At 49.1% G+C, this 17,964-nt stretch carries 15 protein-coding genes and 1 rRNA gene; 8 read left to right on the forward strand and 8 right to left on the reverse strand.

All coding sequences use genetic code 11. The features are described from left to right. Nucleotides 1-100 precede the first annotated feature (100 nt). From IT084_RS13290 to IT084_RS13305, 4 genes are all read left to right on the forward strand, one after another. The gene (locus tag IT084_RS13290; protein ID WP_195713380.1) at nt 101-409 is read left to right on the forward strand and encodes a hypothetical protein; all 309 of its coding nucleotides are present in this window, start codon (nt 101-103) and stop codon (nt 407-409) included. A gap of 65 nt (nt 410-474) precedes the next feature. Continuing rightward, nucleotides 475-912 (forward strand): hypothetical protein, encoded by a 438-nt coding sequence (locus IT084_RS13295; protein ID WP_195713381.1) that lies wholly within the window; start codon nt 475-477, stop codon nt 910-912. A 5-nt stretch (nt 913-917) separates the two neighbouring features. Further along, nucleotides 918-2,264 carry a 4Fe-4S binding protein gene (locus IT084_RS13300; RefSeq protein WP_195713382.1) on the forward strand — a complete coding sequence of 449 codons (1,347 nt, stop codon included), beginning with the start codon at nt 918-920 and terminating at the stop codon, nt 2,262-2,264. Between the two features lie 197 nt (nt 2,265-2,461). Then, the gene (locus tag IT084_RS13305; protein WP_195713383.1) at nt 2,462-3,109 is read left to right on the forward strand and encodes a lytic transglycosylase domain-containing protein; all 648 of its coding nucleotides are present in this window, start codon (nt 2,462-2,464) and stop codon (nt 3,107-3,109) included. 76 nt (nt 3,110-3,185) lie between these two features. Here the strand turns inward: IT084_RS13305 and IT084_RS13310 are convergent, their stop codons facing one another. From IT084_RS13310 to IT084_RS13330, 5 genes are all read right to left on the reverse strand, one after another. Continuing rightward, the gene (locus tag IT084_RS13310) at nt 3,186-3,434 is read right to left on the reverse strand and encodes a DUF1540 domain-containing protein (RefSeq protein WP_195713384.1); all 249 of its coding nucleotides are present in this window, start codon (nt 3,432-3,434) and stop codon (nt 3,186-3,188) included. A 230-nt stretch (nt 3,435-3,664) separates the two neighbouring features. Continuing rightward, nucleotides 3,665-3,943, reverse strand: coding sequence for a zf-TFIIB domain-containing protein (locus IT084_RS13315; protein ID WP_313885479.1), 279 nt, complete (start codon nt 3,941-3,943; stop codon nt 3,665-3,667). Nucleotides 3,944-4,117: 174 nt separating this feature from the next. Then, nucleotides 4,118-4,783, reverse strand: a complete 666-nt coding sequence (locus IT084_RS13320) for a DVU0298 family protein (RefSeq protein WP_195713386.1) — start codon at nt 4,781-4,783, stop codon at nt 4,118-4,120. A 250-nt stretch (nt 4,784-5,033) separates the two neighbouring features. Then, nucleotides 5,034-6,794, reverse strand: a complete 1,761-nt coding sequence (locus IT084_RS13325; RefSeq protein WP_313885480.1) for a TOPRIM nucleotidyl transferase/hydrolase domain-containing protein — start codon at nt 6,792-6,794, stop codon at nt 5,034-5,036. 218 nt (nt 6,795-7,012) lie between these two features. Further along, nucleotides 7,013-8,254 carry a CinA family nicotinamide mononucleotide deamidase-related protein gene (locus IT084_RS13330; RefSeq protein ID WP_195713387.1) on the reverse strand — a complete coding sequence of 414 codons (1,242 nt, stop codon included), beginning with the start codon at nt 8,252-8,254 and terminating at the stop codon, nt 7,013-7,015. 147 nt (nt 8,255-8,401) lie between these two features. Here IT084_RS13330 and gnd point away from each other — a divergent pair, with 147 nt between their 5' ends. The 3 genes from gnd to IT084_RS13345 are packed head-to-tail and all read left to right on the forward strand — an operon-like array spanning nt 8,402 to nt 11,452. Next, a complete protein-coding gene (gene gnd / locus IT084_RS13335) occupies nt 8,402-9,298 on the forward strand; it encodes a phosphogluconate dehydrogenase (NAD(+)-dependent, decarboxylating) (protein WP_195713388.1) in 897 nt (298 codons plus the stop codon). Next, entirely contained in the window at nt 9,285-10,832 is a 1,548-nt protein-coding gene (gene zwf, locus IT084_RS13340) for a glucose-6-phosphate dehydrogenase (RefSeq protein WP_243276965.1), read from the forward strand. The genes gnd and zwf overlap by 14 nt, the downstream gene beginning before the upstream one ends. Next, nucleotides 10,829-11,452 (forward strand): cyclase family protein, encoded by a 624-nt coding sequence (locus tag IT084_RS13345; protein ID WP_195713390.1) that lies wholly within the window; start codon nt 10,829-10,831, stop codon nt 11,450-11,452. The genes zwf and IT084_RS13345 overlap by 4 nt, the downstream gene beginning before the upstream one ends. Before the next feature lie 19 nt (nt 11,453-11,471). Here the strand turns inward: IT084_RS13345 and IT084_RS13350 are convergent, their stop codons facing one another. Further along, on the reverse strand, nt 11,472-14,312 hold the full coding sequence (locus IT084_RS13350; RefSeq protein ID WP_195713391.1) for a 1,4-alpha-glucan branching protein domain-containing protein: 2,841 nt from the start codon (nt 14,310-14,312) through the stop codon (nt 11,472-11,474). A 14-nt stretch (nt 14,313-14,326) separates the two neighbouring features. After that, on the reverse strand, nt 14,327-14,845 hold the full coding sequence (locus IT084_RS13355) for a DUF4912 domain-containing protein (RefSeq protein WP_195713392.1): 519 nt from the start codon (nt 14,843-14,845) through the stop codon (nt 14,327-14,329). 281 nt (nt 14,846-15,126) lie between these two features. Here IT084_RS13355 and glgP point away from each other — a divergent pair, with 281 nt between their 5' ends. Continuing rightward, on the forward strand, nt 15,127-17,679 hold the full coding sequence (gene glgP, locus IT084_RS13360; protein ID WP_195713393.1) for an alpha-glucan family phosphorylase: 2,553 nt from the start codon (nt 15,127-15,129) through the stop codon (nt 17,677-17,679). Between the two features lie 131 nt (nt 17,680-17,810). On the opposite strand, the gene rrf is transcribed toward glgP, so the two are convergent. Then, nucleotides 17,811-17,922 (reverse strand): 5S ribosomal RNA (gene rrf, locus IT084_RS13365). Nucleotides 17,923-17,964 lie beyond the last annotated feature (42 nt).

Consider the following 17,964-nt stretch of genomic DNA (forward strand, 5'->3'; position numbering starts at 1 on the left):
GCAAGTTAATTTGTGACAAAAATGTGACACTTTTGAGACGAGTTTGTGATATTTGCCCGTTAGAATAAGTCCATACGCTAAATCGAAAGGAGGGAAAAAAATGAAAAAAAAGCTAATGGTGGTTATTATCTCGGTATTTCTCATAGCTCTGGTCGCACCAGGTGCCTTTGCAGCAATAAATAACAACCAGAACTACTTTGACTCAATGTTCGACGCTCATAAGCAGTGGGTAAAACAGGCAATGGAAAACAAACAAATAACACCTGAGCAGGGCAAGGCATGGGAGCAGCACTTTGACTATATGAGACAGTTCCACCAGGAAAACGGTTACATTTGCCCGGGACCGGGCATGATGGGCGGCGGAATGATGGGCTGGGGCTGGAACTCCGGTAACGGCAACATTCAGTAATAACAATTGTCCAGGGGCCTCAGGGCTCCTGGACAAACATATGCGCTTTTGGGGAGTGAAGAGAAATGAGATATCCAAAGATACTTGTACTGGCACTTATTCTTTTACTGCTACTTCTCCCGGCGGGCGTTTACGCCGCCACGGATCATTCAGGACACGGCGACAGTATTGATAATACTTCAAGCCCCAATATGAATATGACCGGTGATAATCACGATATGAACATGGCCGGAAATAGTCCGGAAAGCCATAATCAGATGACAGCACCGGAAACTGAATACAAAGAATCCAGTGGCAGTGGGGGTCACGACAAGCACGGTGCAAGCACAGGAAATGAGCCCTCTACGGGAGGCGGGCATGAATCATCAGGACATAATGGCGGTTCGGAAAAGAGCAATTTGGAACCGGTCAAAAATAACATAGTGGGCGGGTTTGCAGGTCTTAACGCCCTGATCATAATAGCTGCAGCAATAATGAAGATGAGATTTCGCCAAGGGGTGTAGGTAATATGGATGGTCGTAACTTATTAGGAATGACTCCGGTTAAGTCATTTATAAAAAGCAGACTGTTTCCCGGCATATTCCAGTGGCCCACTGCTTTCGTTTTTGCCGTGGTCATTTACCAGCTCTTTTACGGTCCCTCATCGGCCCACGATAATTTCGGCACTGCCATGACCTGGGTGCTGTGGTGGCCCATCATCCCCTTGGTATTTTTGCTGCTGGGAAGGTTCTGGTGCGCCATCTGTCCCTTTGCTACACTAAGTGATATTGTACAGAAATGGGTGGGCAACCACAGGCCTGTGCCGGTATTTTTAAAGAAATACGGCATCTGGATCATAGACGCCATGTTCATACTAATTACCTGGGCGGACCATATTTTTGGCATAGTGGAATCCCCACTGGGTTCGGGAGTTCTGTTGTTAATAATTATTACCGGAGTGGTAATTTCCGGAGCCTTTTTTGAGCGCCGGACCTGGTGCCGTTACCTTTGCTTTTTGGGAGGGCTTTCGGGCAACTACAGCCGGGCGGGTGTTTTAGAACTCAGGGCCGACAGTGAGAAATGTAAAAAATGCAAGGATAAGTTTTGTTATAAAGGCAAAGGAGACATTGCAGGCTGCCCCATGTTTGAAATGCCCGGGGTAATGGACTCCAGCGCCAAATGCAACCTCTGCGGTAACTGTGTGAAAACCTGCCCCAACGATTCTGTCACCTTAAAAGCCCGAATACCCTCGAAAGAACTGTGGTTTATTAGCAAACCCAAAATAGAGGAATCTTTCCTGGCCATTATCATCATGGGTATCGTTTTTGTGCAAAACATTACCATGCTGGAAATATGGAAAGACGCCCAGAGATTTATCGAGGGGATAACCGGGACTTCAAACTATAGCGTAACCTTTACCATAACATTTTTAATTGCCATGGCGGTTCCGGTGCTGGCCTTGTATCTAACCAGTTGGTTAGCTGGGGTTAATAACAAGAAAACAGCAATATTTAACTTCACCAAGTTCGGCTATGCCCTTATCCCCCTGGATCTGGCCGGTCACCTGGCCCACAACCTTTTCCACCTGCTGGCGGAGGGAAAATCGGTGCTGTATACCGGCATTGTCATGTTCATACCCGGTTACGAAGGCGGCTCTGCCGCCCTGGTATCTGACGGAACAATTCAAATATTGCAGTTTGCCTTAATAGGGCTAGGGCTCATAGCGTCGATATTTACAGCTTACAAAATCAGCAAAAATAACTTTGGTAAGAATAATAAAAATTTTGCCTCCCTTGCTCCATATGCCGTATTACTAGTAATTTTAGCCGTGTTTAATATATACCTTTTCACACTGCCCATGAGCATGAGGATGTAAACTTGAAGAGCTTTAGAATGGTTAGAAAATATCTCTGCTAATATTGAAAAAATCCCTACCCCTTGCATAGGTAGGGATTTTTACTTTATGGTAAATTACTTCAGCATTGATGTCTTACACCTCATCCATGGTTTACAATAACTTGTTTAATTATGGCGAATGTGGTAATATTTAAAGTATAATTTGGGGGAAATAATATGATTACAATAATTAACACATTGGTTAGGTTATTTCTAGATAATTATCAGTCTCTGGTTTACGGCCAAAGAACGAATTATTATAATGGCTTAGGGCAGGGTTTTGCCGAGATACTTCTAAGTTCTTTATCAAAACAAGAAAATAATATCTTGACGACACATCAAGTAGCCAAAGTCATGCCTGGCCGGCCGCAGTCTACGGATTTTCAAAAACCGGTTACAACCAGCCAAGTATTACCAGAAACAAATAAATTATTAGACAAAAGGGAATTGGAAAAACTGGTCGAAGAGATTTCATCCAAGCACGGCGTAGATCCGGCACTGGTTAAATCAGTAATCCAGGTGGAATCCGGCTTTAATCCCAGCGCCGTTTCCCCGGCGGGGGCCATGGGATTAATGCAGCTTATGCCGGCAACAGCAGCCTCGTTGGGGATTAGGGACCCTTTTAATCCCGTTCAGAATATTGAAGGAGGCGTTCGCTATCTGAAACAAATGCTCAACCGCTACAAAGGTAATGTTCACCTCGCGCTGGCCGCTTACAACAGCGGCCCGGGTACTGTGGACCGTGCCGGTGGAATGCCCGATTACCCCGAAACTAAAAGTTATGTGCAGAGGGTATTGAAAAAAAGACTGAATGTTACCGTATAAGGATTTTTCAATAAATTAAAGTGGTTGGAAAGCTTATTGTTCCAACCACTTTTTTTGTTCAATCTGATGTTGCTAATTATGACATCCTTTTTATACCATCTGCCATTGTTCTATCCGAACCCTTGGGAACAAATGTTTTGCAGCAGGTTTCCATGCATGTGCTCGCCGGAGTGGGAGAAAGTTGCATAGCCATTTTCGCATCTATTCTGTCGGGATGGGAATTACCAAACTTGTCGTTCGTAACGATAATCTCGTTGGCTTGACACTTGTTTCCCCGAGTCCAATAATGGCAGGAGTCAATAAGACAGTGAATGTGCTGGTTCATTTGCAATTCCCCTTTCTTCAGGTTTTATAATTAATACATTAATATTTTTTGCAGAATTAAAGTTTTTATTTTAAAAGTATTTACCAAATAATGTGCCCGTAAATGAATTTAAATTCTGTCAAGAATTCAAATAAAATAAAAACCGGGTATGGTCGGTAACCCGGTTACTACTTTAAGTTCTATAATTATCTTCTTTATACTTTTGCATATTGGATATCAATCTAATGTTTTTAATCAAATATTTCTTTTAATAATTTTGCCAACCCGTGTTTTTTATGGTGTCCCTTGTACTTGTGATATTGTTTGTCGAAATAGTGATCGTGGTGCGGACTGTGATAACGGTTTTCTTCATAATCATCATATTCGTGGTATCCCCTGGCGGTTTCCAACAGTTTGCTTAATTCCCCCCGGTCTAGCCAAACCCCTTTACACCTGGGGCAAACGTCAATTAAAATCCCTGATTTGGCAACTTCGTCCATGGGAAGATGACATACCGGACACTCCTTCACTTGCATACCTCCCGAAATAAAATTCTTTATTCCTTCCATATTTTAACCAAACTTACCGTTGAACTACAATAATTATAAACAATTATTCAAAATTAATCCTGAGATCAAAGTTTTTTTGCTCCATTGTACCGCCAAGACAACGGCAACCCCAACTTCCCGGTCAACATATTGCTATTACTGGAATATTTCCATTTGCTCTTTATTAACGTTAACCAGGCATGCCGCCAAACCGGCGACGGTAGTTTCCTTCAATTCTCCATTTTCGTACACGGGAACGGGGCTAAAGTCTTGCAGCAAATTGCGGTGACAGCCTAAATCGATCCCGTTTCCGGCAAAATATAAAAATCTGAGTATATACCCACGCACCACCGGGTCCGGGTCATCCAAAAAAGCGGTAAATTCAGGAATAAATTGTCGTACCAGATCGGGCGCGGCCTGGGCGATTCTACCTGCGGCCCACACCACTCCCCGCCTTAACATCTGTTCATCGGAATATGATAGAATGATTGAAGCAAATTCACCAAACATTGCCGGAAGGTGATATATAATTTCGCCGATGCTTTCAGGGGCGCTCCAGCCAATTCCTCCGGACTCATCGTTAATCGACCAAAACAAGGAGCGAATTATATTCCGGACCGCATCCGGGTCCTCTTGAGCAAGCCTGCGGGCCACCACGCCCATGCCCTCGATGGCCCGCCAGCGCATAATTCCTTCCGTGCTGTATAACAGCCTGTACAGGTACCGCATAATTTTCCTTTCCCGGGCGATTAATTCAGCCAGTTCATCGAATTTACGTTCCCTAATTAAAGCGGCTACCCTTTCCTTTAGTGACTGTGACATGGTTCCCCTTCCCTTCCCAAGAACCGTTGCTGTAAAAGTTAAAATAGTCGTGTTATATAAGATTTAAATAAGAGGTCAATAATAACTTAGATGTGAAACCAATGAACAAAAACCAATCCAACAAAAAAGAACCCTTTGGTGTAACAGGAGATTATATGACTGCAGGCATAGAGGGCTGGATGGATGACACGAACAAACCTTCAAGCAAGGGGAAATTCTCGCGGCAAAAGAATATAACAAAGCCACATGACTAGCTACCCGGTCCCCTAAATAACAGGTTAAATACGTCCGGCCGGGACCCGGCCGTCATGGTAAACAAACCGTCGGCCGACAGGTAGCCCTTTAACAAAGGTATTTCCAGGGTTACCGCCGGGGGATCGGCCTGGGGCAAAAACTCAACCACACGGGCTCCGGATGAAAGTTCCTCCAGCTTGCCGCTGTTTTCCAGTTTTTGTATCATATCGGCCAGTTCACCGGCACCGAAGAGGAAATCATAGATTTCATTGATTTTACCCGCCAGCGCCGCCGCGGCCTCGTGCGGTATCCCGTTTTTCATGCGAATTAGAAAGCGTTTTTTAGTCAAAGGCTCGATCAAGTCCCGGTAATCCACGTCAATTTGTTCTTTGCGCCCGCAATAATAAGCACGGATATCCGAGGCCTCACGTAATGACTTCTCTGTTTTGGAGTTGTCCTGTCGACCTCCATGCAGGTAGATATCCTCCAGGCGGCCGCGCCGTAAAATTAGAATGTCCAAACGTTCCGCCTGGGCTTCCACCCGGTCGTAAGCCTCCCTCAGCTGCTCGAGAATGTCCGCCGCCGGGGTGTTCAGCCAATCGTTGTGGTTCAGCGCGGCTGACATCAGCAAATGATACGCCCGGTATTCACGAAAATCAGTGGTGCCCTTTTTGCCCAATTCGGCTAACAAGCCCTTCAGGGACGCAATACCCGAAAAATTGTCCATAGTCTCTTCAATGAATTCAAGTGTTTTTTTCATCAGCCGTTGCATCCGGACAACTAGTTGATCCAATTCATCAAATTCAGCGGGCTGCAGGCTGGGCCAGTCCGCGAAAGCCGTAACCTTCCGGCCCCGGGCGTGGGACTTTGCCTGCGACAGGCTGATCCACCCCCGCCAGTCAAATGTATTTCCTTCCATGCGGCCGCAATACCAACGCAGGGCGGAAGTCGGGTATATGACGTCGCGATCGCATACAGCGAAGGGTTTCACGCCGATTTCCTTAAAAAAGGCTACATATTTGGCCATGTACCCCGCGCCGCCCAGCGGGAGGACGCTGGTTCGAGCCAGGGAAACGCTAAACCCCCCGGCCTCAATTAAAGCCATCAGCACATCCCGGTCGTTTTGCCCCTCAACTAAAATAACCCTATCGGCAAACAACACCTCGCGCTTGTAAGTGGTTAAGCTGGGCAGTAATTCAATGTAACGTTCCGCGTCGGCGGGGCAGATTTGGAAGACCTTGCGCTCTTCGAGATAATTTTTGGGCCGGCGGAAGAAAATGACTCGGGACAGATCTTCGGCATTGCGCAAATCAACCATGGATGGAGAATGGGTGATGAGGATAAAGTGCTTGCCCTGCAGCCGGGCCACTTCGCGCAGTACCTGCACAAAAATATGCTGTGCCTGCGGATGCAGGGATTGTTCGGGTTCATCAATAATAATCAGCTTCCGGCCGGGGTCATAAACTGCAATGCCCAGCATCGGCAGGTTGATCAAACCGGGAGCTTCGTAAGGCAACAAGCGGCAGTCATCATTATCCAACATGGAAAACTTAACCCCGCCGTCCTCCACACTTACCGACACTCGCTGCGGCACACCCAACCTTTCCAAAAAGGAAAACGCCAGCGCCAGAAGACCGGGTTGTCTTACCGCCCGGGCCCAGTAACGGTAAATCTGGTCGTAAAGCAGCCATTTCCGAAGAAATTCCTCTTCTTCCCGCCGGACTACGGGAAACAAGTTGCGCCTGACATCGTCCCGGGTGGGCAAAATGTACAGCACCTCTTCCAGGTGTTCCTGAGCAAATTTTTTAAATGCATAAGACTTGCCTGTTCCGTTGGGACCGATAATATATGTCAGGCCCGGTTTATTTTTAATCTGGTAAGTGCTGCCGTCGGGTAGAAGCAGTTCAATTATATCTATATTCAGAAAGAATCATCCCCCTGACTTTGAATTGCTCTTGATTTCAACAAAGCCCTTTCTAAATCCTGCTATTGCGGTTAAAACGGTATTCCGTGCTTGAGATACCGCCACAAAAGTACCAGCGCATAAACTGCGGCGCGCTGGGCCAGGTTCTCCCCTTCCCCCCATAATAATACTTCCTTGCTCATTTTGTTTCCGTTGAAATCGGCCGCATAATAAAACTTGTAATTGGTGGCGGGGATATCGCTGCTTGAATCCCGCTCTGCTGTTACGGATACGCCGATGTCGCAGTTATACCGTTTCCGCAGGGCGGCAGCCAAGTGTTCGGCCCTTTCGCTGATGCCGCCGGGCAACTCGCCGGCCCATCCCAAATTCACTTTTTCATGGAGACGATACAAATCTTTGATCACCAGCCCGATGATAAAAGTTTTATCCGCTCCATCCGCCGATGACAGGCTGGAAGCCAGCCTGCCCCCGGTAAAGTCCTCCATGGTGGCGATGGTTTTTCCTGTTTCCCTAAGTAGACGGTTAACAACACCGGGCAGCGTCTCATCGTCCACCCCGAAAATAAAAGATCCCAGGCGGTCCCTGACCTTTTCCTCCATAGCCACGATCATTTCATCCGCCTCGGCATCGTCCCGGGCCTTGGCGGTTATTCTTAGATTCACTTCAAAAAATTTTGCCGTGGGCGCCAGGGTGGGGTTGTTGCTTTTTAACAAATCACTGAGTCTTTCATCCAGCAGTGCTTCACCAATGCCGCAAAACTTGAGCACCCGGGATTTGATCACCCCTGTACTGCCGCCCAGCTTTTCCCGCAAATAAGGAATCACTCTTTCTCTGACCATTTTTATAAATTCCGAGGGCGGTCCGGGTACCAGGATGTATATTTTGCCTTCCTTTTCCAGGATAATGCCCGGTGCCGTGCCGATGGGGTTATCGAGCACCTTCCCTCCCCGGGGAACCAGTGCCTGCTTCAAGTTGTTCTGCGAAACGGGTATACCGCGCAGGTCAAAGAACCTCCTGACCACCGCCAGGGCATCCGGGTGCTCAACAAGTTCCACACCGAGGGCTTCCGCCAGCGCTTCGCGGCTGATATCGTCTTCAGTGGGGCCCAGTCCTCCCCCGATAATCACCAGGTCAGCCCGCCCGGAGGCCTGCTTTATGGCCGACGTGCAGCGACCAAGGTTATCCCCCACGGTGACCTGGTAATACAAGTCAACCCCCAAAGCAGACAGTTCCTGCTGCAAAAACTGGGCGTTGGTGTTTAAGATTTGTCCCAGTAGCAGTTCCGTACCGGTAAAAATAATTTCCGCTATCAATTACATAACCCCGCTATAAAGATTATTTCATACTATTTTACATTATTATAACGGCATTGTTGATACGGTATCAAAAATAAGATTAAAAATGGCCGGCCGGGAGAAAATAAGCAAAGACATTAATCACGCCGATTAAGGTGATCATCCATGCAAATCGGGTTAATCGGGCTCGGTAAAATGGGTTTTAACCTGGCCTTAAACATGAAAGACCACGGGCATCAGGTTGTCGGGTACAACCGTTCCCCGGAAGCGGTTCAGCGGGCGGAAGCGGAAGGTATTACGGGGGCCTACGGCATAGAGGATCTGGTTAACAAGCTGCAGCCAAGAAGGGTTGTTTGGCTGATGGTGCCCGCGGGCAGTCCCGTGGATGAAAACATTGAAAAACTGGTGCTCCTGCTGGAAGCACGCGACATCATCATCGACGGGGGCAATTCCAACTACAAGGATACTCTTAGAAGGTACAAGATGCTGAAGGAAAAAGGTATAGACTTTGTGGACGTAGGCACCAGTGGCGGTATTGAAGGGGCCAGGAGCGGCGCCTGCGCCATGGTCGGCGCGGAAGAAGAGGTGTTCAAGTACCTGGAGCCCCTGTTCAAGGATATCTGCGTGGATCGGGGCTATTTGCACACCGGTCCCAGCGGCTCCGGCCATTTTGTTAAAATGGTGCACAATGGCGTGGAATACGGCATGATGCAGGCCATTGGGGAAGGGTTTGAGGTCCTACAAAAAAGCCGGTTTAATTTTAATCTCCGGGAGATCGCCAGAGTCTGGAACCACGGCTCCGTTATCCGCAGCTGGCTGATTGAACTGGCGGAAAAAGCCTTTGCCGACGACCCCAACCTGAACCGGATCAAAGGCGTGATCCATTCCTCCGGCGAGGGGCTCTGGACGGTCCAGGAGGCGTTGGAACTTAAAGTACCTGTCCCGGTAATCGCCCAGTCCCTGTACACAAGATACCGGTCGGAGCAGGAGGACAGCTTTAGCGGCAAAGTGGTCGCCGCCCTGAGAAACCAGTTTGGGGGCCATGCAGTTGAACAGAAATAACTTAACTAAAGATATCGACAACGTGTTTAACTTTAATCCCGGAGCTGACCTGTCGTGCATCATGGTTATTTTCGGCGGTACCGGTGATTTGACGCACAGAAAGCTGATGCCGGCATTATATAACCTGCAATGCGAGAAAAAGCTTCCGTATCATTTTGCCGTAGTATCCGTCGGCAGGCGCGATAAAAACAACAAAGAATACAGGTACGAAGTACATGATTCAATCAGGAGTTTCGCCAGGTTTAAAATTAATGAGCAGACGTGGGGGCAACTGCGACAAAGGATTTACTATGAAAAGTTTAATTTTGCGGAGGACGACGGCTACACCAGGCTGGACACTTTCCTGAAAAAACTGGACGACCAATACCAAACCGGGGGCAACAGAATCTATTACCTGGCCGTGGCGCCTGAGTACTTTGACGTGATTGTGGAAAAGTTACACCGCCACGGAATGGCCCGCAACACCGGCTCCTGGCAGAGGGTGGTCATCGAAAAACCCTTTGGCAGAGATTTACCATCAGCAAGAATCTTAAACGAAAAAATCACCGCAGTTTTTACAGAAAGCAATACTTATCGCATTGATCACTACCTGGGCAAAGAAATGCTGCAGAACATCATGGTGATCAGGTTTGCCAACATGCTGTTTGAGCCGGTATGGAACAATCAGTTTATCGACAACATTCAAATCCTGTCCTGTGAAAAGGTGGGCGCGGGAAGCAGGGCCGGTTATTACGAGCAGGCGGGGGCACTGCGGGATATGATGCAAAACCATATGCTGCAGTTGCTTACCCTTACCACCATTGAACCCCCGGCCAGCCTGGATACGGAATCCATTCGGGATGAGAAAGTGAAAGTGCTCCGTTCCCTGGAACAGTTTTCGCCGGAACAAGTGTTTAAAAACGTGGTCCGCGGCCAATACGGCCCCGGCGTGATCGACGACGAAGAAGTTTCCGGGTACAGGCAAGAAGACCGGGTTTCCCCCACCTCGGACACGGAAACCTTCATCGCTTTAAAGGTGCACATCGACAATTTCAGGTGGGCGGGCGTTCCCTTTTACATTCGCACCGGCAAAAGAATGCCGGTCAAGTCCACGGAAATCATCATTCAATTCAAACCGCTGCCCAATATTTTATTTGCTAGGGAATACGGGGGATTGGATCCCAACCTGCTGGTAATTAAAATTCAACCCAAAGAAGGCATTTTTCTTCAGTTTAACGCCAAAAAGCCCGGCACGGAAAACATCATCGTGCCCGTACAAATGGATTTTTGTCAGAACTGCCGGCCCGGCACCAATTCTCCCGAAGCCTATGAAAGACTGCTGTATGACGTGATGAGGGGCGACTCCACCTTATTTGCCCGGTGGGATGAAGTGGAATACTCCTGGAAGTTTGTCGATCATATCGCCGCCGCATGGAAAGAACGCAAACCCAATTTCCCCAATTACGCGGCGGGAAGCTGGGGTCCTGCAGAAGCGGCGGAACTCCTGGCCAAGGACAACAGGGAATGGTTGCATGCCGGTGATATATCAGCATGAAGATCTACGACATTTCCATGGAGATTCACCCCGGCATGCCGGTCTACAAAAATAAAGAGGATAAAAGGCCTGTTTTAACGGTGCGCAATAATTTGTCCGGGGGCGGCACATATGAATCCCGGATTCAAATGGACCTTCATACCGGCACCCATGTCGACGCGCCGCTGCATATGCTGCCGGGCGGCGCTACGGTGGACAAAATCGACCCGGGCAAAATGGTTACCAAATGCAAGGTGTTTGACTTTACCGGGTTGCCCGACAGGATTACCCGGGACGACCTGGCGCGTAAAGACATTCAACAGGGGGATTTTATCCTCTTAAAAACCAGGAATTCATATGCCAATCAATTTGACTTTGCTTTTGTTTACCTGGACGGCGGCGGGGCAGCGTACTTGCAAAACCTGGAAGTCGCCGGCGTGGGCATAGACGCCCTCGGCATAGAGAGAAACCAGCCCGGCCACGAAACCCACAAACTGCTTTTTCAAGCCGGTATTGTTATTCTAGAGGGACTGATGCTGGGGGAAGTTGAGGAAGGGGAATACCTGCTCGTTGCGGCGCCGCTTAAAATTAAAGGAGCCGAAAGCGCCCCCGCCAGGGCCCTGTTGTTAAAAGAGGACTAGCGCGCTCCGCTCCCGGCGACTAACCATTATACGATTGTTTTAATCTACCGGGGTTTTTATAAGTTCCAGAGCTGTCTGTGGCCATCGGGTTGTATTTTTTAACTGCCGCGGCATAAACCTCCAGGGTTGACGAGGCGATTTGCTGCCAGTTGAACTTTACAAAAACGCTTCTCCGCGCGCGCCGGCCGAAGTGCCCGGCCAATTCCGGGTTTTTAATCAACTCTGAGACATAATGGGCCAGCATGTGCGTGTCTCCGGGTGGAGCAAGGTAACCGTCTATACCGTGTTCAATAATATCACGCAGACCCCCGGTATCGGAAACCACCACCGGTACGCCCGCGGCCATGGCCTCCAGGGCAACGATGCCGAAAGGTTCGTACAAGCTTGGGAAAACGGCCACGGTGGCCCGGTTTAAAAGCCTATTCCTTTCCTCATCTCCTACAAAACCGATAAAGTCCACTATCTCGGCCACGCCAAGCCCGTGGGCCAATTTTTCCAACTCCGGCTGGTACGGCCCCTTCCCGGCGACCACCAGCCGCACTCGCCCCACTTTTTGCAGAATCAAAGGCAAAGCCGAAATCAGCACCTGCACTCCCTTTTCGGGGACCAGCCGTCCAAGGAAAACAATCATCCTTTCCCGGCCATTCCCCCGGGGCGAACGTTCCAGGCCGGCCGTAATGTTTTTTATTTCAACCCCGTTAGGGATAACTGTAATCTTATTAAACGGTTGGTTAAACAACCTGGCAATTTCGTATTTCATGTATTTACTGCAACAAATTATCAAATCCGCACGTTCGGCCAGCCTGGTTTCCAGACCGTGTATCCTTCTCTGCAGATCCGTATGCAGACCCTGGTTTCGCCCGTGCTCGGTGGCATGGATGGTGGCCACCATGGGAAGACCGAGCCGTTCGCAAATTGCGCCGGCAGCGGCGCCCACCAGCCAGTCGTGGGCATGAACCAAGTCAAAACCACCGAAAACATCCAGCAACTTATCCGACATCTGTACCATGCCCTCGTTCAGCTGGCTGACCCAATCCATGAAATTGCCCGCAGTAAGCTGGTCGGAACGAATTCTATGCACGTGTACACCATGTTCCAGGCTATAGATTTCCCTTTCGGGAGTGGGGCACGTAATGACGTGCACTTTCTTGCCCAGGGCGGCCAGCGCGCAGGCAAGGTCATGAACATGCCTGGCCAGCCCCCCCACCGTTTGGGGCGGGTATTCCCAGGACAGCATCAGGATCCGGTAGCTTTGCTCAGTAAATGATAATCTTTGAAACAGTCCGTTACTGCAGTAAACGCGGTAGTCGATATCGGGCAGGAAATTGGAGCGGGACTCGATATCCGACAGCATACCCTCGTGAATACAGTTTCCTTCCAACATATTAACCAAAAGATTAAACCTGCCGATATGGTTTTTAAAACGCCGCACGGCATAATCCACCGCCGTGCCGGAATGAATGATAAACGGCCAGTCGCTGCTTTGGGCCAGCAACAATTCCCTGGCCGCCTGGTTTAAACACCTTTTTTCCAGCTCACCCGCGGTGGAATAGTTGTCGGCCAGTTCGGACATTTTATCCTCGGCCCGGTGCAGGTGCTTATAAATCCAATCGGTTGACGGGTTCAGCCAGAACTCGTTGTAACCGCCGGCCCCCCAACTGCACATGGGCACATCCGCCACCTGGTTTTCCGGGTACTCCAGGAGGTATTCCATGGGAGTAACCATTTTCAGTTGCTGTTGAGTTGAAATTTCCCGGCACAGACAGTCCAACCAGAGAGGACCCTCAAACCACCAGTGACCAAAAAGTTCAGCATCGTAAGGAGCAACCACCAGCGGGCGCCGCTGCATTTTTTGCGCCGCCTGTTCCACCTGCCGGATGCGCCGCTCTACGAAATCTTTGGCCTGTTCAGCGGCCCTCTCACCGGCCTTATCCGGCAAATAAGGTTCCTTATGCGGCCCGCTCCCCGTGATGCGGTGGTATTTAAAACCCGTATCCGTACGGATGTCGCCGCCGGGCAAAAACGGCCCGATATAATCAAGTTCCAGGTCGTAGCCAATGTCACGGTAAAACTCCCGGTAAAAAGGATCCCCCGGGTACCCGGTCAGGCGGTCCCATACCTGCCGCGAGGAATCGGGATCCCGGCCGAAAACAGCTACGCCGGCCCTTGTGCATAGCGGGGCAAATATGCCGTAAACAGGTTGAGGGCTGCTGTTGGTGATCCCGTGGCTGTCCACAAAGAAATATTTAACGCCGAAATCGCCCAGCAATTGGTCCACTCCCGGCGCGTAACCGCACTCCGGAAGCCACATACCCGCGGGAAGCCGATCAAAATTTTTAGCATATAGATCAATAGCCGTTTTAATTTGCGCCCGCCAGCCGGCCCGGCTGTTGATCAGCGGCAAATACCCGTGGGTGGCACAGGTGGTGATAACCTCCAAACAACCTTGCTGCTGTAGTTGCCTTAAAGGCTTGATCAAATCACATTCGTAACGTTCATATTGCTCCCTGGTACGTAAAAGCATGTCTAAATAAAAACCAGCCAGGTGTCGGTAATTCGGGTCGGCGGACAGGCGCTCCCGCTCCAGCCTGGCCAGCAAAATCGATTTTTGTAAATGCCTGATGTACCGCTCCCTTAGCAACTGGTCATTCAACATCGTAATCAAAGTGGGGGAAAGCGACAGGGTAATTCGAAAATAAACATTATCTCTCAACAACGATTCAAATGTGCTTAACAGGGGCAGGTAACACTCCGTAATTGCCTCAAATAGCCATCTTTCTTCCAGAACATCAGTTTTCTCAGGGTGGAAAACGTAAGGTAAATGCCCGTGCAACACCAGGGCCATGTATCCGGTGGGCAAAATAAATCCCCCCTTCACGAACGGGAACCCGTGTTAATGCCCATGTAGAAAGGCATAGTGTTAAATAATTGCTGCACCGCATCTTCCACGGAACGATAATCGTACTCGATTTTATTGTCTTGTGAAGGAGCAATGCCCGCAACCGCCCGCCATTCCACTTGCCCCGGCACGGCAACCGGAGCGGCGGGCGGCACATCAACAATATTGGATTTAATGATGGTATAAAAATGGTTGTCCTGCTCCCAGCCAATTTCAGCCTGGTAACGACGCTGCGGCTGCAGGTTCTTAAAATACCAATTGTCGGTAAAAGGAGGTAATGGGCTGGTTCGGATCAACCGGGGTTCCGACTCCGCCTCCTTGTCCGGGGGCAACTCGTAGAGTTTTAATACCGGCTTCCATCCGTTCAGCGCTTTACACTGTCCGAATGATAATTCCCAGTACGCGTAAATGGTATCGGGATTGACAACCAGCATGATCATTAAGTTTTCATCATACCACTGTGGTAATTCCATCCGGTCAATGTAATGGAGCATGGAAACCCTCTCCTTAAAGGTTAACTTATTTTTAGTATATACTAGAAATGTTATATATTGGTTAAGATTTTATGTTTTTTTGCAAAAATATCCTTCACAACAAAATTAATTATATACTGGAAATATTACTATATATGTATTATAATTTATCGTGAAATTAAGCACAACCTCGATAGTTTATTGATAGAATAATTGGCTTTTTAGGGACATAGTTTATCTTTATCTAACGGCTGTTTGCATGAAAATATTTCTATAATAAAAGAAACCGGAGGTGGTTGCTGGTGTATCCTTTTAGAACGATTTCCATTATCCCGCGCCTGCCCGAATCAATCAGCCGGCTCAGGGAATTGGCCTACAACCTTTGGTTCAGCTGGAATCACTCCGCCATTGAGTTGTTCCGTTCCATCAACCCGGACCTGTGGGAGGAAGTTTATCATAACCCGGTACAATTTCTGTTGCGGGTTAAAGAGGAAGAACTAAAAGAGGCGGCGGAAAACAGGCAATTTATTGATCACTACCGGGAAGTAATCAATTCCTTTGACCGGTACATGTTTGGTGAAACCTGGTACGACAAGCATAAACCGGACGGAGTGAACCACGTAATTGCTTATTTTTCTGCCGAATTTGGAGTACATGAATCGCACCCCACTTATTCGGGAGGCCTGGGCTTGCTGGCCGGGGATCACTGTAAAGCGGCCAGCGACCTCGGGTTGCCTTTAGTCGGCGTCGGGTTGCTGTATAAACACGGATATTTTACCCAGCGGATCAACCGGGAAGGTCAGCAGGAAGCGTATTATCCCTTTCAAAACTTTAGTGAAATGCCAATTACCCCGGTTTTGGACAGCAACGGGCGGGATCTCGTTGTAGACGTAAAACTGCCGGGACGCCGGGTTTATGCCAGGGTTTGGCGCATGCTGGTGGGAAGAGTCAGCATTTATTTTTTGGACGCCGACCTGACCGCAAACCGACATGAAGACCGGGAATTAACCGGGCAGCTTTACGGGGGCGACCGCGAAACCCGCATTAGCCAGGAAATTCTGCTGGGCCGAATTGGCATTCGGGCTTTGCGGGCCATGAACATCCATCCCACCGTCTGGCATATCAACGAAGGGCATGCGGCCTTTCTTCTTGTGGAGCGGCTTCGAGAACTAATTGAAGACCAAGGCCTATCCTGGGGCCCGGCGCTGGAGGCGGTGCGGGCGGATACCATTTTTACCACCCATACTCCGGTCCCCGCCGGCCATGACGTTTTTACCCTGGAAATGGTGGATCGCTATTATAGCCACTTATATGAAAGAATGAATATCACCAGGGAACAGTTTCTTGAACTGGGCCATGACCGCGCCCGTGATGGCTTTAATATGACCCTGCTGGCCCTGAAGCATACGGGATTTAGCAACGGAGTCAGTCGTCAACACGGTGAGGTTTCCCGGGCTTTGTTTCACCAGCTTTACGAGGGAGTGCCGGAAGAGGAGGTGCCCATCGGTCATGTGACCAACGGCGTGCATACCCTGACGTGGCTGGCGCCGGAAATGCGCAATTTATTTAATAATTACCTGGATCAAGGGTGGGAAAGCAATATATCTGACCCCGGCATTTGGGAACAGGTTGATAATATTCCCGATCGGGAAATATGGGAAGCACACACCAAATTGAAAGAAAACATGCTGCACTTTGCGCGTAACAGATTGAAAGAGCAGCGCATGCGCAACCAGGAAACGATTGACCGGGTCAACGAAGTAGAAACTTATTTAAGGCCCGATGTACTGACAATCGGCTTTGCCCGCCGTTTCGCCACTTATAAAAGGGCCGGACTGTTGTTCCGGGACAAGGAACAACTGGACGCCCTGGTCAACGACCCCAAGTATCCGGTGCAATTCATCTTTGCCGGCAAGGCTCATCCGGCCGATGAAGCAGGCCGGGAACTAATCAAGTTGATTAATGACACAGCAGAAGAAGAGCGGTTCCGTGGCAAAATAATTTTCCTGGAGAACTATGATATAAATGTTTCCCGTTACCTTTTGCAGGGAGTGGACGTTTGGCTCAATACCCCGCGCCGCCCGCTGGAGGCCAGCGGCACCAGCGGGATGAAGGCCGCCGTTAACGGAGTGCTCAACTGCAGCGTACTGGATGGCTGGTGGCCCGAAGCTTATAACGGTAAAAACGGTTTTGCCATAGGCGCAGATTGGAGCTTCCCGGATGATGAAGCCCAGGACCGGTATGATTTTAACTCGCTTTACGCAGTGTTCAAACAGGTGATTATTCCAATATATTACAACCAGGCAGCCAAGGTGCCCAGAAAATGGATATGTTTAATTAAGGAGTCGATTAAAACAATCGCCCCGTATTTCAGCACCGAGCGTATGGTTAAAGAATACACGGAAAAATATTATCTGCCGGCGGTAAAAAGAAATTTAATTTTTACAGCCGACAGGTACCGGGTAAGCAAAGAGCTATACGAGTTGAAACAGTTCCTGCGCGACAACTGGCATCATGTCAAAATAATCAACGTGGAAACAAACGGTTCCAAAACCATGCACCTGGGGGAAATGCTCACCGTGCGTGTCACAATAAGATTAAGGCCGTTGTCGCAGCATAACGTACGCGTGGAAATAGCTTACGGGGAGAAGTGTCAAGGCGGCTTATGCCGGATTAGAACCGTGCCGCTGCAAATTGAGGATGACTTTAACGGCAGCAACGGTGATTGTGTATTTACGGGCAGCGTTATTTTACCCCAGGGCACTTTTGGATATACGGTGCGGGCACGCCCTTACAGCCCTTACTTTGCCCACGACTTTGAGCTTCCCCTTGTATGCTGGGCACCTTCATTTTAATATTTATACCCCCGGGGGAAACGGAAACCGGGGGTATATTATAGTTCTTTAATGCGAATTACTCAAAAAGCCCGTACCCCGACAAATACAAAAGCCCTTGGATGTTAATCCAAGAGCTTTTTCAAACTTTATTCCGGCAACGACCTACTCTCCCGGGGAAACCCCAGTACCATCGGCGCTGGAGAGCTTAACTTCCGTGTTCGGGATGGGAACGGGTGTATCCTCTCCGCTATGGTCACCGGAAATTCCCTCAAAACTGCACAGCTTTTAGTTAGCACAAGTAAA

Source organism: Desulfallas sp. Bu1-1, assembly GCF_015594625.1.
GTDB lineage: Bacteria > Bacillota > Desulfotomaculia > Desulfotomaculales > Desulfallaceae > JADNRQ01.